This window comes from Niastella caeni (assembly GCF_004834005.1).
In the GTDB taxonomy this organism is placed as follows: domain Bacteria; phylum Bacteroidota; class Bacteroidia; order Chitinophagales; family Chitinophagaceae; genus Niastella; species Niastella caeni.
Genome location: NZ_STFF01000004.1, coordinates 235,537 through 249,753 on the forward strand (window position 1 = coordinate 235,537; position 14,217 = coordinate 249,753).

Here is a 14,217-nt window from a genome sequence, read left to right on the forward strand (position 1 = left end):
TGAGATTTAGGAATTTCGGGATTTTGAGATTTTATCGTAATGCTCAATTCGAAGGAAATCACAAAATCTCTGGATCTCAAGATCAGAAACCTGCATCTTATCTCTTACTTCAACTCCACTTTCTTCCCGGTTTTAACAGCCTGGTAAATAGCATCAATTATCTTAAGGTCCCGCACGCCTTCTTCTCCATCTACCGGCACTATAGGCTGTTTGCCATCCAGGATAATGGCGGCCATTTCATCCATTTGTATTGTTTGATGGGTAGTATGCGGTTGTGTTAGCTCGCCTTTATTCGTTTTCCCCTTAATAGGGCCATAACCGGTTGCGGGCTGCAGTTCGCCAAATCCTTTATCACCATTTACAAAAAAGCGGTCGAGGTTATTCATATTGTAAGTGGATAAACAGGATGCTACCGCACCACCCGGAAAGCCCATTTCAAATTGTATGGTTTCATCAACCCCTGGTTTAAATTTTTGCGGATTGGTCTTTGTTTCCTGTGCCGTTATCCAAACCGGTTCCTCGCCTATCATATAACGCGCACCATTAATGGAATAGATCCCAATATCCATCATGGCGCCGCCGCCGGCCAGTTGTTTGTTCAACCGCCATTGGGTGGGATCGCCGATCGTGAATCCGCTTAAGCCCTGGAAGAAAAGTATTTTTCCCAATTCCCCGTCTTTGCGCATGCGCACTATTTCAAGCGTTTTGGGTTCGAAATGCATTCTGTACCCCACCAGCAATTTTACATTCGCTTTTTTGCAGGCGTCTACCATCTCCTGCCCTTCCTTTGCGTTCACTGCCATCGGCTTTTCACAAATAACATGCTTACCCGCTTTTGCCACGCGTATCACCTGGTCGTGGTGCAGCCCATTGGGCGTTATCACGTATACTGCATCAATGTCGGGATTATCTTTAATGGCATCGAAGTTCTCGTAGTTGTAACAATTCTTTGCCGGTATATTGTATTTCGACTGCCAGCTGGTGATCTTTGAAGGCGTACCGCTGATAACACCGGTTAGCCGGGCCCGTTTGCAATCTTTCATGGCCTCCGCAACCCGGGTGCCATAGCTGCCCAACCCCATAATAGCTACGCGCAACGGCGGGCCATCATTCGTTTCTGTTGCCTGTTTTTCAATAGATAAGTGTGCTTCGGCCGGTAGCAATGGAAAGGCAATTGCCGCAGCCGCCAGTTTTTGCAAAAAGTGCCGACGAGGATTCATAATGACAAGTTTTAAATAAATTTAAGTAACATATCAATTCAATGTGCTAATTTGATAATGTGCTATTGAGCAGATACTCTGTAATTTGTGCCTGAGGCCGTGCCGAAGGCATTAGCAAATAATGCATATTATCAAATAAACTAATTACTTTTTCCGCTCATCCCTTAAATAGGCTTTTTTCATAAACTATGCCAGGCCTGTCTTCCCTTCGGTCGTTCTGATACTTGCAAGGGGGGCTGTATTTGAATATTACCGCTGTTATACTTTAACTTTAAAAGATATGGAAGAATCTGTACAATTGGCTTATGAACCCGAGCTTTCTGCTAGTGACCATTTTTCTTTTTTTCGCTACAACCGCCATGAGCAATCCCGCCGATACAACGGTTGTAAGAAGATCGTATTTAACGCAACATATCCAGGGCGCTATTACTTTAGACGGAATTCCCAACGAAGCAGCCTGGAATTCGGTAGCATGGAGCGGTGACTTTATTCAATGGAAACCCAATGAAGGCAAAGCACCCGCACAACCCACCCAATTCAAGATCCTATACGATGAAAAGTTTCTGTACATCGCTTACCATTGTATTGATGCGAACCCTGATTCCATTATAAGACGTATGGAACGCCGCGACCAGTTTCCCGGTGATTGGGTGGAAATAAATATCGACAGCTACCACGACCTACGTACCGCCTTCTCTTTTACCCTGTCGGTGTCGGGGGTACGCGGCGATGAGTTTGTCTCCAACGACGGCAATAACTGGGATGTTAACTGGAACCCCATCTGGTTTGCCAAAACACATATTGATGAAACGGGTTGGACGGCCGAAGTGAAGATCCCGTTCAGTCAGCTACGTTATGGTAACGAAGCACAGAAAACCTGGGGCATCCAGGTTACGCGACGCATTTTCAGAAAAGAAGAATTGTCGACCTGGCAATATATTCCCCAAAATTCCGGGGTATGGGTAAGCCGCTTTGGCGAACTGAAGGGATTGAACAATATTCCCATGCATCGCCAGGTTGAAATAGCGCCATATGTAACCATCCAGGCCGATAAATACAAAAAAATTGAGGGCAACCCATTCGCCAAAGGCTTCGATACCAAATTAACCGGCGGGCTCGATGGCAAGTTTGCCGTTACCAATGACCTGATCCTTGATTTCACGGTGAACCCCGATTTCGGGCAGGTGGAAGCCGATCCTTCGCAGGTGCGTATCGATGGCTTTCAGAATTTCTTTGAAGAGCGCCGGCCGTTCTTTATGGAAAGCAGGAATATTTTCGATTACCAGTTGACCGGTTCTGAAGCCGGCGGCGATTATGATTCCGACCTGCTTTTTTACTCCCGCCGCGTTGGTAGTTCGCCGCACGCCTACCCCAACGTGAACGGAAATGAATATGTGAAAATGCCGCTGAATACCTCCATCCTGGGCGCGGCCAAGTTCAGTGGAAAGACCCGGAAAGGCTGGAGCATTGGCGTGCTGGAAAGCATTACCCAAAAAGAAATGGCCACCATTGATAATAATGGCGAAAAAAGAAAAGAGCTGGTGGAACCGCTCACCAGTTATTTTGTAGGCAGACTGCAGAAAGACATCAATGGCGGTAAAACCATTTTTGGCGGCATCTTCACCGCTGTAAATCGGGCCGATGGACTGAATGATCGACTGCATAGCAACGCCTATTCAGGTGGTCTTGATTTTTTTCATACCTGGAAGAACCGGACCTGGTATGTTCGCGGTAACATGGTGTTCAGTCATGTTCAGGGAAGTAAAACGGCTATCCTCAATACACAAACTTCCTTTGAACACCTGTTTCAACGAACCGACGCCCCCGAAGTATCGGTTGACAGTAACCGCACTGCGCTTACGGGTACCGGAGCTACTATCCGGTTTGGAAAAAGTGGTGGTACATCTGGCCCGCATGGCCGGTTGTTTAAATTTGAGACCGGCGTCACCATGCGATCACCGGAGCTGGAGTTGAATGATATTGGCTTTATGCTCACGACCAATGAGATCAATCATTTTACCTGGGCAGGTTTACAATGGCCCAAATCGTTCCTGTTCTTTCGTACGGCCAGGTTGAATTATAACCATTGGTCGAGGTGGGATTACAGTGGCAAATATATTTACCAGGCTTTCAATTTCAACTCACATGCCACCTTTGAGAATAACTGGCAAACAGGTACCGGCACCACCTGGGCTGTGTTCGGCATTTCAAACAATGCATTGCGCGGCACTTCAGCCATTCGCCGTTTGCCCGGCATTTCTCATAATATTTATGTTACCAGCGATTCCCGTAAAAAGTTTTACGTATTCCTTGGCGCCAATAATTTCTGGGGGTTTCAACGCACCATGAAAAACAATGATTTGGAGGTGTCGCTCTATTTTCAGCCCATCAATGCCATGCGCATCAGCCTGAGTGCAAACTATACCTACTCCTGGCGCAAACAGGACCAGTTTGTAAGCAATGTTTCCTTTGGCAATGCCACCCGTACCATTGTTGGTGAAGTAAAACAACATACCTTACGGTTCACCGGCCGGTTGAGTTATAACATTACGCCCGATCTTACCCTGCAATACTACGGACAACCATACATTTCACGCCCCGTATACGATCACTTTGCCTATGTAACCGACCCGCTGGCCAAAAAGCTCAACGACCGGTTCTATGTATTCAGCGATGGACAGATCAGTGAGGCAAATGGTAAATACCATGTTGATGAGCAAAAAGACGGCACGGTTGATTACAGCTTCAGTAAACCCGATTTCAACTTTGTACAGTTCAGGTCGAATTTCGTTATGCGTTGGGAGTATAAGCCAGGATCTGAATTTTACCTGGTTTGGTCGCAAAGCAATACACCCGATGCGGCTGCCGACCTAGACAAAGATGTGCCCGTTCCGAGAAGTTTATTCAGTAATGCCTTTGATAATAATGCGGCAAGAAATATCTTTTTAGTTAAATGGACGTACCGTTTCCTGAAATGAGAAATAAGAAATTAAGAATGAGGAATGAGAAAGTAGTGGTGAGCGGTGAATGGTGAGTGGTGAAATGCGCTGCTCTTACGTTGTGTGCCTGAATTTTGCGTGCAGCGTGAAGCTTTACAGCTTTCCGCTTACAGCTTACGGCTTACAGCTTACGGCTTTCTTCTTACAGCCAATGTAAGGTATTTCTACCTTGTTAATTTGGGTATTTTAACGGTTTTTCCGGTACAAACGATAACGGAGCTTTGTATATGGTTTGATAGATAAAATATTGTAAAAAGCTTAAAACCGCATACAATGTTTTTCCTGAACGTTTCTAAACCGCTTGCCGAAATTCCCACCCAGCTCGACCTCGTATACCTCATACTGGCCTGCGTGGGGCTGCTGATCCTATTGACATGTATCGGCTCCTATCTTTTTGGTTATGGACAGCATTTACAAGGCCGTGTGCAGGAGATAAAAGCATTCGGCGCCGATATGAAAATTTCAGTTATAACCGTCTGTATACTGGTAGGCATAGGCCTGGTAGTGCCAATTGTATGGAAGAGCTTTAATGATACGGTGGGCGCGCTTAACAGATCGAGGCAACAATTGGAGAGTGATAAAAGGTCCATAGAAAAAGAAAGGGACCAGATCAGGAATGAGCTGGAATCGGCCAAATCAAAGATCTCGCGCGACCTGATACTGCTGCTTGAGCTGGAAGGCATTCCCTTTAGCGAGTTCCCTAAAAAGGCAGACCTCACGGTAGGTTATTACGATCATAATTCAGAGTTCCCGCAAATTATAACCCATGATGTGGTGAATGATGGAAAAGTAAAGCGGATAAAGGTCTTTCTTAAAAATATAAACAACGAAACCGAATACCCCCGCCTGGAAGTAGTAAAAGCAAATACCGATCAGAAATGGGTGTTTGAAGATTTCAGGCCCGGCGCCATTCCCGTTTTTGTCTTAAAGAAAGAAATAGTACAATGAAAAATATCGTCCTGATCATCCTGTTATTATGGGCATGCCAGGCGTATGCTCAAAATATAACCGTAACAAATGATGCATCCCCTGCCACCAGAAAAGGGTATTATAACTGGAAGGTGTACCTGGTGGCCAGTTCCACCGTTTTAAGCACTATAAAAGAAGTGGTTTACACCTTACACCCCACTTTCAAATACCCGGTACAAACGGTAAAGGCCAGTACCCGGAACAGAAATTTTTCGTACAGTGCTTCCGGCTGGGGCGAATTTGATATCAAAGTGAAGATCGTATATAACAATTCCAAACGCACGCCGCTTTACCTGGTGCATCATTTGCGGTTCAGTAAAGCGAAGGGGTAAGAAATGGCGAAGCAAGAGGTAGGAAGTAAGAAGTAGGGCATACGAAATACGAAATTCAAGCTCATCTTACCCCCTACTTCTAACTTCTGCTATCTATTAAAACGCAACTCCCCCTAACACACCTGTCTCTTGATTAATAAACTTTCTCCTTCTGTTATAAAACACATACGATGCAGTGGCCAAGCCAAGCGGCAATACCATAAACATCCAGTCGGGTTTACCAATGGCAACAATGGAAAACGTAGCGCCAATAAGGTCGAAGAACAACCCGGCATACGCCCACTCTTTTAACCGGTGAAAACCGGGGATCAAAATAGCCGCCACACCCAACAATTTGGCTACGCCAATGAAAGGAACAAAATACACGGGATAACCCAATTCTTCATGCATGCCCTGTATGGCCATTGGATGACTGATGATATCGGGAATGGCAGAACTCAGCATTAAAAAAGCAAATAATCCGGTAAACACCCAGTAGAAAATGTTAGTTTTTTTCATAACGAATAGTTTAAAGTTGATAATCGTTTTTTGTTTTGTTTGACGGCCATCGTATCAATTGCGTTTATGGTTGGTAGTACGAACGGCCTGATTTGTTATAACAAAACTAGATTCAAAAAACGGCTTCAACGGGGTGTGTTACTGACAATTTAAGGGGTAGTTTGCGACATAGAAAACAGCTGTAAGCAAATACAGAAAACAGCTGTAAGCTATAAGCTGAAAGCAAATACAGAAAACAGCTGTAAGCTGCAAGCTATAAGCTGAAAGCAAATACAGAAAACAGCTGTAAGCTGCAAGCAAATACAGAAAACAGCTGTAAGCTGCAAGCTATAAGCTGCAAGCAAATACAGAAAACAGCTGTAAGCTGCAAGCTATAAGCTGAAAGCAAATACAGAAAACAGCTGTAAGCTGCAAGCTATAAGCTGTAAGCAAATACAGAAAACAGCTGTAAGCTGCAAGCTATAAGCTGAAAGCAAATACAGAAAACAGCTGTAAGCTGCAAGCTATAAGCTGAAAGCAAATACAGAAAACAGCTGTAAGCTGCAAGCAAATACAGAAAACAGCTGTAAGCTGCAAGCTATAAGCTGCAAGCAAATACAGAAAACAGCTTTTTCTCGTTGCCTTTATGCCTTTATGCCTCGTTGCCTTGTTGCCTTAATACAGCTGCAAGCTACAAGCTGCAAGCAAATACAGAAAACAGCTGTAAGCTGCAAGCTATAAGCTGAAAGCAAATACAGAATACAGCTTTTTCTCGTTGCCTTTATGCCTTGTTGCCTCGTTGCCTCGCTGCCTTAATACAGCGCTGATGCGGCCATATAAATAATATTGAATAAATTTATGTAAACACAAATTTTATGACCAACACATCCTCCAACTCATTTTTGGGCTCGGAAGAAGCCCCGATTTCCGCCCCCACCAGCGATGAAAGAACCCTGGCCATTCTCTGTCATGTGCTCACGTTGTTTTTCTGGATCTTTCCGCCCCTGATCATTTACCTTATTAAAAAAGATGAATCTGCATACGTAACGGCACATGCCCGGGAGTCATTAAATTTTCAGATCACCATGACCATCGCCTGCCTTATTCTCTTTATTACCATCATTGGTATTTTCTTATTATGGGTCATTGGTATAATTGTGCTGGTGCTGGTAATTGTTGCTACTATAAGGGCCAGCGAGAATAAGCTATACCGCTATCCTTTTACAATAAGGTTGATCAAATAGCATGGATATGTAAAGTTGAAAAAGCATCCGGCTGCCAGTTTCCGGAGAATGAAAAAGATAGCTTAACTATTGGCGGAAATGCTGAAGCTTAGGTTCCGGTAACCGGGACAATGCAAAAAAAAGATCGCCCTTTACAGAACGATCCGCTTCTTATTATTGATATATCGTTAATACAACAACCTTACCTTAATAGTATCTTTCACTTCCTTCAACAAATTAACGGCTGTATTGGAGATCTTGCGGTCGAGGTCAAGCACCACATAACCAATCTCGTCATTCGTTTTCAGGTATTGACCCAAAATGTTGATCTTGTTATTCGCCAATGTAGTGTTGATGGCCGATAATACGCCGGGCACATTACGGTGAACATGCAAAATGCGATGGGCGCCTTCCTGTGGCGGCAGGCTCAATGGCGGCACGGTGTGCGAACCAATGCTTACGCCCATTTCAAGGTACTGGAACAATTTATTGCTCACATCTTCCCCAATGTTCTGCTGCGCTTCTTCGGTTGAACCGCCGATGTGCGGGGTAAGAATAACGTTTGGCAAACCCTGTAACGGGGTAGTGAATTTATCGCCGTTCTTTTCAGGCTCCCATGGGTATACGTCAACCGCTGCGCCGCTCATTTGTCCTTCCTGTAAGGCCTTGGCCAGCGCTTCCAGGTCAACTACTTCACCGCGGGCATAGTTGATAAGAATAGAACCCTTCTTGAAATTCTTTATTACGTTTTTATTGATCAGGTTTTTGGTGCTGTTGGTTTCGGGTACATGCAGGGTGATGATGTCGGCCTGGCTTACCAGGTCTTTCAGCGACTTCTTTGCAACGGCATTCCCCAGCGGCAGTTTGGTAATGGTATCGTAAAATATTACCTGCATACCCAGGGCTTCCGCCAAAACGCTAACCTGTGTTCCGATATTGCCATAACCTACAATACCCAGCGTTTTGCCACGCATTTCATAACTGCCTTTGGCATCTTTCAGCCAAATGCCTTCATGCGCCGCTTTATTTTTATCCACAATGCGGCGGATCAACAAGATCGATAAACCTATCACCAGCTCTGCTACCGAACGGGTATTGGAATACGGTGCATTGAACACCGCAACACCCTGTTGTTTAGCATATTTTAGATCAACCTGGTTAACACCTATACAAAAACAACCTATGGCCTGTAGTTTTTTAGCAGCATCCAGCACCCGCGGCGTGATCTGGGTTTTGGAGCGGATACCCAATAAATGCACATCTTTCACTTCTCGTATCAGGTCTTCTTCACTTAACGCCCCCGTTATCTTTTTAACGGATGTGTAACCATTGTCTTTAAAGAACTTTACGGCTGTGTCACTGATGTTCTCAAGTAGTAGAATGTTTATCTTTTCCTTGGGATAACTCGTAATTTGTTTGTCGGTCATAATGAATCTCGCTGCTTTTACGTTATCATGTTAAAAGATTGCAAATATAGTTCATAGTTGCAGAAAGTCAGGCATGAAAATAGCATTCATGGGCTGGGTTACTGATCTGTTTTCTGTAACTTCGCAAATTACTGAAACCAAAAAATAAGATTGTCCTGGTGAAAAACTTAGTAAGGTTATTGCTGGTAGTTCTGGCATTACAGAGCTGTGCGCGTGTTAACAATAAAAAGGTTACCTCCGCCCCTGCAAATGATGATACCTCATCGTTACCCGCTCACGCCACTCCATTAACACCCGAAGAGATAAGTCGATACAAGCGGTTGGTCAGTAACCATCTTGATTCTACCCTGAATAAAACGCGGTTCAACGGCAGCGTACTTGTGGCAAAAAACGGACAAATCGTTTATGAAGAATACGCGGGTTTTGTAGATCCCCGCACCAAAAGAGATTCCATCACCCCCACTACCCCCTTCCACCTCGCTTCTGTTTCAAAGACCTTTACCGGTATGGCCACGTTGAGATTGTGGGAAGAAGGCAGGCTCAATGTAGAAGATCCCGTTTCAAAATATTTACCCGGTTTTCCGCTGGAAGGCGTAACCGTGCGGCTTTTGCTGAACCATCGCAGCGGTATTCCCAAATACGACCATTATATGGGCGAAATGGGCTGGGATAAGCATAAAATGATCAGTAACCAGGATGTGCTCGACTTCCTGATCGCCAATCACCAGAAAATACCTATTGGCACGCCCAATCGCGGTTTCAGCTATTCCAATACCAATTATGCCCTGCTGGCCCTGATCATTGAAAAAGTGAGCGGCCTTTCGTATAAAGATTACCTGAAAAAGACCTTTTTCGATCCGCTGGGTATGAAAGACACGTACGTGTTCACCCTCGCCGATTCTGCCCGCTATATGCCTTCTTTCTATTACAGCAACCGCGAATACAGATTTGAATTCCTCGATGCCGTTTATGGCGATAAAAATATTTACAGTACGGTACGCGACCTGTTGAAATGGGACCAGGCCCTGCAAACCGAAGGGTTTTTTAAAAAGGCTACCCTCGACCAGGCTTATGCCGGCTATAGCTTTGAAAAGCCCGGCACCCACAATTACGGACTGGGCTGGCGCATGTACCTGCTGAAGAATGGCAAAAAGCTCATCTACCACAATGGCTGGTGGCATGGCAACCGCACATCTTTCTACCGCATGACCGATGAAAATGCCACGATCATTGCCCTGGCTAACAACGATTGCCGGTATGTGTACAAGGTGAAGGAAATGGCCGATATTTTTGGCGATTATATGCAAAAACATAAACGCTACGATGACGACGAGCCCACCCAGGTTGCCCATGTACAAAAGCCGGTGAAGCGCCGTTCGCATGCCACCGCCTATAAAAAGAAAAGTACCAGTCGCCGCTCCACTGCCAAAAAGTAATTAATTTTCGGGATGCAAATTTTTGCTACCGAACAAATTAGAGCGTGGGACGAATACACCATGCGACATGAACCCATTGCTTCTGTTGACCTGATGGAACGCGCCGCCACGGCCTGTTACGACTGGCTGATGCAGAACAATTACAAAGGCCGGTCGTTCAGTATCTTCTGCGGCAAGGGCAACAATGGCGGCGATGGACTGGTAATTGCCCGCCTGCTGGCACAAACGAATCATGCCGTTACGGTTTACATCCTGGAATTTGGCCATAAAGGCACGGAAGATTTTCAGCTTAACCTGGCCCGGCTGCACGATACCACCGCCGAAATCCGGTTCATTTCTTCAGAAGAAAACCTGCATGCCATCCCTACTTTAGATATTATCATTGACGCCCTGTTGGGGTCGGGTATAAACCGCCCTGCCGATGGGCTCACCGCCGGCCTTATACAACATATTAATAAAAGCGGTAATGAAGTAATTGCCATAGACATTCCCAGCGGATTGTTTGTAGATCACAGCGCCAAAGGGAATATTTTAATAAAAGCCCGGCATACCCTTAGCTTTCAGTGTTTTAAGCCGGCTTTCCTGATGCCCGAAAACCAGGAAAGCATCGGCGCGGTGCACCTGCTCGATATCGGTTTGCACCCCGGTTTTCTGGCCATACAGCCTTCCCCTTTTCAGCTTATTGACCTGGCGATGGTAAGAAAGATCATTCAACCGCGCCAGCCCTTTTCCCATAAAGGCGATTTTGGCCATGCCGCCCTTATTGCGGGCAGCTATGGCATGATGGGCGCCGCCGTGCTTTGCGCCCGGGCCTGTTTGCGCAGTGGTGTAGGTAAACTTACCTGCCATATCCCGGTATCGGGCTATACCATAATGCAGGTTGCCGTACCGGAAGCCATGTGTAAAACCGGCGACAATTGGGACCATGCCGTGCACGACCTGGGAAAATACGATGCTATTGGCATTGGCCCCGGATTGGGCGCGCATGAAGACAATAGCAAACTGTTGAAGGCGGTTTTTGAGCAGAACCGCCGGCCCATGGTCATCGATGCCGATGGGTTGAATACGATAGCGCAGGAAAAAACGCTGTTGAACAGCATACCGCCGGGTTCGGTGCTTACCCCACACCCTAAAGAATTTGAGCGGTTGTTTGGCAAAACCACCAATGACTACGAACGCATACAAACAGCCTTACAGAAAGCCGCCGAATATAATTTGAATATTGTGTTGAAAGGCCGGTACACGTTTATTGCCTCGCCCGATGGCAATGGGTATTTCAACAGTTCGGGCAATCCCGGTATGGCCACCGGCGGAACCGGCGATGTGCTCACCGGCATCATTACCGGTTTACTGGCGCAAAAATATGCGCCGTTACAAGCGGCTATTGCGGGTGTGTTCCTGCATGGCCATGCCGGCGACCTGGCGGCAGCTTATACTTCGCAACCATCCCTCATTGCGAGTGACCTCATTGATTTTTTGGGGCAGGCGTACCAGTCAATGTGCTAATTTACTAATGTGATAATGTGCTAATGGAATACAGCTGAAAGCTATAAGCCTAAAGCTGCAAGCAAATACAGAATACAGATTTTTTCTCTTTGCCTCGTTGCCTTAATACAGCTACAAGCAAATACAGAATACAGCTTTTTTCTCTTTGCCTCGTTGCCTTTATGCCTTGCCTCATTGCCTTTATACCTTTTAGTTATTATGTTTGTCATTTAAAAATGTAACTGCTTCCTATGTTGAAATTGTACCCATTGCTTATTTTTTCCTTTCTTCCCTTTGCATTATTGGCGCAAGAAAAGATTGAACATGTCAAAACCCCTGTCAGCCAGGATGCTGAAACGGTACCGTTTGAACCTGCCAGGCCTATTAAAAAAAACGGCAAATTCGGATGGGTTGATAATAGTACAGGGCAAACATTGATCCCCTTTGAATATGACACCATCATCTACCCAACCGATCTACCCACCCCTTATTTTATCGTAAAGCAAAACAGCCTGTATGGCGTTTTGAATGGGAAGGGGAAAGTTATCATTGAGCCCGCATACCAGCAATTGGAGAACTGGACTGTTTCATTAAGTACTGCCGAAACCGAAAAATGGCCTGCAGGTGACCTTTTGTTTCGGGCAAAAAAAGATGAAAAGTGGGGGATTATCAATAACCATAACAAAGTGATATTGCCGTTTGATTATAGTTTCATCAGGTGCAAATGGAACCTTGTTTTCGTTGCCAGAAAGGAGGATAAATGGGGAATGGTCAATTGGAAAGGAGAAATAAAAGCGCCATTTCAATATGACGAAATGGAAGGTATTTCGATGGAAGGTTACCGGGTGCGCATGGGCAAGCTGAACGGCATTATTACAAATAACGGTAAATTTATTTTGCCCGTGCGGTATAGTACCATAAAACCCTTTATGAATAGTAAGTTGGAATTTGAATACTGGTATCTTGTTACAGGTACGAATTCAAAAAAGGGTTTCCTGAATGCTGAAAAGCTATGGCCGGCCATACCGGTTCAATATGATAATATAGCTGATGTAAATGCAGACAATATCATCATTGCCGTTTCAGCCAATAAATATGGCGTTATCAATGCGCAAAATAAAATATTGGTCCCCTTTCAATACGACCAACTGAAATTTCTTTCGATCGATTATAATAAACCCTTGCTGGCCCGGGTAAAAGGTAAATACGGATTAATTGATCTTGCCAATAAAAAGCGCATTCCTGTTGCATACGACGACCTTCAACCTATCTCCGGCGGGTTTTATAAAGCATGTAACAATGGCCAATGTAAAGTGATTAATGCTGCCGGCCAAACCATTACCAAAGAAGAATACGACAACATCGGCGTGTATATAAACGGGAAAGCCCCCGTATTTAAAAATGGTCAGTTAAGTTATATTGATACATTCGGGGTGGCTGGTAACTTCGTCCCGTCCGATGCCTGCGGTTATACCGATTTACATAAACTGCTGGCCGATCTTACAAAGGCCATGAATGCAAAGAACGATTCCCTGTTGCATGCATTTTGTAAAAACATTACACCCGATAAACATACGGTTTCGTTCCTGAAACGCAGCCGGTATAAAAACCGCACGCTTGTAAATGATATTGAAAGAATGCGGGCATATACACTGGAAAGCAGGCAGCAGGAAATATTCGATGAAATGAAAAGGATCAGCAGCACTGTGCAGGATGCGCAACACACACCCTGGATAGCAGCCTATGTACCAACACAATACGACAGGCTTACGATGCTGGAAAGCGAACCCTTCTGCATCGAGTCCATGACCTGCCTGGTATCCTTACGATCCGGGACAAAAGAAGTGACCATTGACATTGGACGTCTTACGCGCATGGATGGCTTCTGGAAAACCAGTTACGTACCATTTGTTGCAGGAATTCCCCCGGTTAATTAGGTAATATAGAAAAACAGTACCTTCGCCGCCATTTTTAAAGAACCTATTATGAAACTGGAAGAACAATTACAACAACGCAGCAACAACCAATGTGAACTGTGCAAATCGGGCGGTCCTTTAAAAATTTATGAAGTACCACCGGCTCCCCACAGCAATGCCGATGACAATATCCTCATTTGCGATACCTGCCGGGCGCAAATAGAAAAGAAAGCCGAACTGAATGCCAGCCACTGGACTTTTTTATCTGAAACCATGTGGAGCGAAATACCAGGCATACAGGTGGTATCGTGGCGGATGCTGCATCGCCTGAAACAGGAAAGCTGGGCTATGGATAACCTGGATATGATGTACCTCAGCGATGAAACCCTGGCCTGGGCCAAAGCCACCGGTGATCATGAAAACGACGACGCAGTTGAATTACATAAAGACAGTAGCGGCAACCTGTTGCAAAACGGCGATACCGTGATCCTCACAAAACACCTGGATGTAAAAGGCACTTCCATGACGGCCAAATTAGGGACCGTAGTAAAGAACATTCGCCTGGTAGAAAATAATACCGAACAAATTGAAGGCAAAATAGAAGGCCAGGTCATTGTTATACTTACGAAGTATGTAAGAATACATAATGGATAATGTGATAATTGCTAATTAGCGAATGGGCAGCGAGGCAACGAGGCAACAAGGCATAAAGGCAACGAGAAAAAAGCTGTAT

The 14,217-nt window shown here is 45.2% G+C and carries 11 protein-coding genes; 8 read left to right on the plus strand and 3 right to left on the minus strand.

Features of this window, described 5'->3' with window-relative positions:
* Nucleotides 1-104 precede the first annotated feature (104 nt).
* Complete coding sequence (locus tag FAM09_RS15895) at nucleotides 105-1,220, minus strand: Gfo/Idh/MocA family protein (RefSeq protein ID WP_136578116.1); 1,116 nt, start codon at nucleotides 1,218-1,220, stop codon at nucleotides 105-107.
* Nucleotides 1,221-1,525: 305 nt separating this feature from the next.
* On the opposite strand from FAM09_RS15895, the gene FAM09_RS15900 reads away from it, so the two are divergent.
* The 3 genes from FAM09_RS15900 to FAM09_RS15910 all read left to right on the plus strand — a co-directional run bounded on the left by FAM09_RS15900 (nucleotide 1,526) and on the right by FAM09_RS15910 (nucleotide 5,520).
* Nucleotides 1,526-4,198: a DUF5916 domain-containing protein gene (locus FAM09_RS15900; protein WP_136578117.1), complete on the plus strand. Its 2,673-nt coding sequence runs from the start codon at nucleotides 1,526-1,528 to the stop codon at nucleotides 4,196-4,198.
* A 294-nt stretch (nucleotides 4,199-4,492) separates the two neighbouring features.
* A complete protein-coding gene (locus tag FAM09_RS15905) occupies nucleotides 4,493-5,167 on the plus strand; it encodes a hypothetical protein (protein ID WP_136578118.1) in 675 nt (224 codons plus the stop codon).
* Nucleotides 5,164-5,520, plus strand: coding sequence for a pYEATS domain-containing protein (locus FAM09_RS15910; protein WP_136578119.1), 357 nt, complete (start codon nucleotides 5,164-5,166; stop codon nucleotides 5,518-5,520). Before FAM09_RS15905 ends, FAM09_RS15910 begins: the two co-directional genes overlap by 4 nt.
* Nucleotides 5,521-5,616: 96 nt before the next feature.
* Here FAM09_RS15910 and FAM09_RS15915 read toward each other — a convergent pair whose 3' ends face one another.
* Nucleotides 5,617-6,018: a DoxX family protein gene (locus FAM09_RS15915; protein WP_136578120.1), complete on the minus strand. Its 402-nt coding sequence runs from the start codon at nucleotides 6,016-6,018 to the stop codon at nucleotides 5,617-5,619.
* A gap of 854 nt (nucleotides 6,019-6,872) precedes the next feature.
* Between FAM09_RS15915 and FAM09_RS15920 the strand changes: the two genes are divergently transcribed.
* The gene (locus FAM09_RS15920; RefSeq protein WP_136578121.1) at nucleotides 6,873-7,241 is read left to right on the plus strand and encodes a DUF4870 domain-containing protein; all 369 of its coding nucleotides are present in this window, start codon (nucleotides 6,873-6,875) and stop codon (nucleotides 7,239-7,241) included.
* A gap of 167 nt (nucleotides 7,242-7,408) precedes the next feature.
* On the opposite strand, the gene serA is transcribed toward FAM09_RS15920, so the two are convergent.
* On the minus strand, nucleotides 7,409-8,647 hold the full coding sequence (gene serA / locus FAM09_RS15925) for a phosphoglycerate dehydrogenase (protein WP_136578122.1): 1,239 nt from the start codon (nucleotides 8,645-8,647) through the stop codon (nucleotides 7,409-7,411).
* A gap of 158 nt (nucleotides 8,648-8,805) precedes the next feature.
* Here serA and FAM09_RS15930 point away from each other — a divergent pair, with 158 nt between their 5' ends.
* The 4 genes from FAM09_RS15930 (at nucleotide 8,806) to FAM09_RS15945 (ending at nucleotide 14,138) form a co-directional block, all read left to right on the plus strand.
* Nucleotides 8,806-10,083: a serine hydrolase domain-containing protein gene (locus FAM09_RS15930; RefSeq protein ID WP_166437172.1), complete on the plus strand. Its 1,278-nt coding sequence runs from the start codon at nucleotides 8,806-8,808 to the stop codon at nucleotides 10,081-10,083.
* 12 nt (nucleotides 10,084-10,095) lie between these two features.
* Entirely contained in the window at nucleotides 10,096-11,589 is a 1,494-nt protein-coding gene (locus FAM09_RS15935) for an NAD(P)H-hydrate dehydratase (RefSeq protein ID WP_136578124.1), read from the plus strand.
* 230 nt (nucleotides 11,590-11,819) lie between these two features.
* Complete coding sequence (locus FAM09_RS15940; protein WP_136578125.1) at nucleotides 11,820-13,505, plus strand: WG repeat-containing protein; 1,686 nt, start codon at nucleotides 11,820-11,822, stop codon at nucleotides 13,503-13,505.
* 48 nt (nucleotides 13,506-13,553) lie between these two features.
* Complete coding sequence (locus FAM09_RS15945; protein WP_136578126.1) at nucleotides 13,554-14,138, plus strand: PhnA domain-containing protein; 585 nt, start codon at nucleotides 13,554-13,556, stop codon at nucleotides 14,136-14,138.
* The last annotated feature ends 79 nt before the right edge of the window (nucleotides 14,139-14,217 follow it).

Excerpts from the sequence above, each read along its gene's own strand:
- FAM09_RS15895 (WP_136578116.1), bottom strand. The coding sequence starts at position 1,220 with ATGAATCCTCGTCGGCACTTTTTGCAAAAACTGGCGGCTGCGGCAATT.
- FAM09_RS15900 (WP_136578117.1), top strand. The coding sequence starts at position 1,526 with ATGAACCCGAGCTTTCTGCTAGTGACCATTTTTCTTTTTTTCGCTACA.
- FAM09_RS15905 (WP_136578118.1), top strand. The coding sequence starts at position 4,493 with ATGTTTTTCCTGAACGTTTCTAAACCGCTTGCCGAAATTCCCACCCAG.
- FAM09_RS15910 (WP_136578119.1), top strand. The coding sequence starts at position 5,164 with ATGAAAAATATCGTCCTGATCATCCTGTTATTATGGGCATGCCAGGCG.
- FAM09_RS15915 (WP_136578120.1), bottom strand. The coding sequence starts at position 6,018 with ATGAAAAAAACTAACATTTTCTACTGGGTGTTTACCGGATTATTTGCT.
- FAM09_RS15920 (WP_136578121.1), top strand. The coding sequence starts at position 6,873 with ATGACCAACACATCCTCCAACTCATTTTTGGGCTCGGAAGAAGCCCCG.
- serA (WP_136578122.1), bottom strand. The coding sequence starts at position 8,647 with ATGACCGACAAACAAATTACGAGTTATCCCAAGGAAAAGATAAACATT.
- FAM09_RS15935 (WP_136578124.1), top strand. The coding sequence starts at position 10,096 with ATGCAAATTTTTGCTACCGAACAAATTAGAGCGTGGGACGAATACACC.
- FAM09_RS15940 (WP_136578125.1), top strand. The coding sequence starts at position 11,820 with ATGTTGAAATTGTACCCATTGCTTATTTTTTCCTTTCTTCCCTTTGCA.
- FAM09_RS15945 (WP_136578126.1), top strand. The coding sequence starts at position 13,554 with ATGAAACTGGAAGAACAATTACAACAACGCAGCAACAACCAATGTGAA.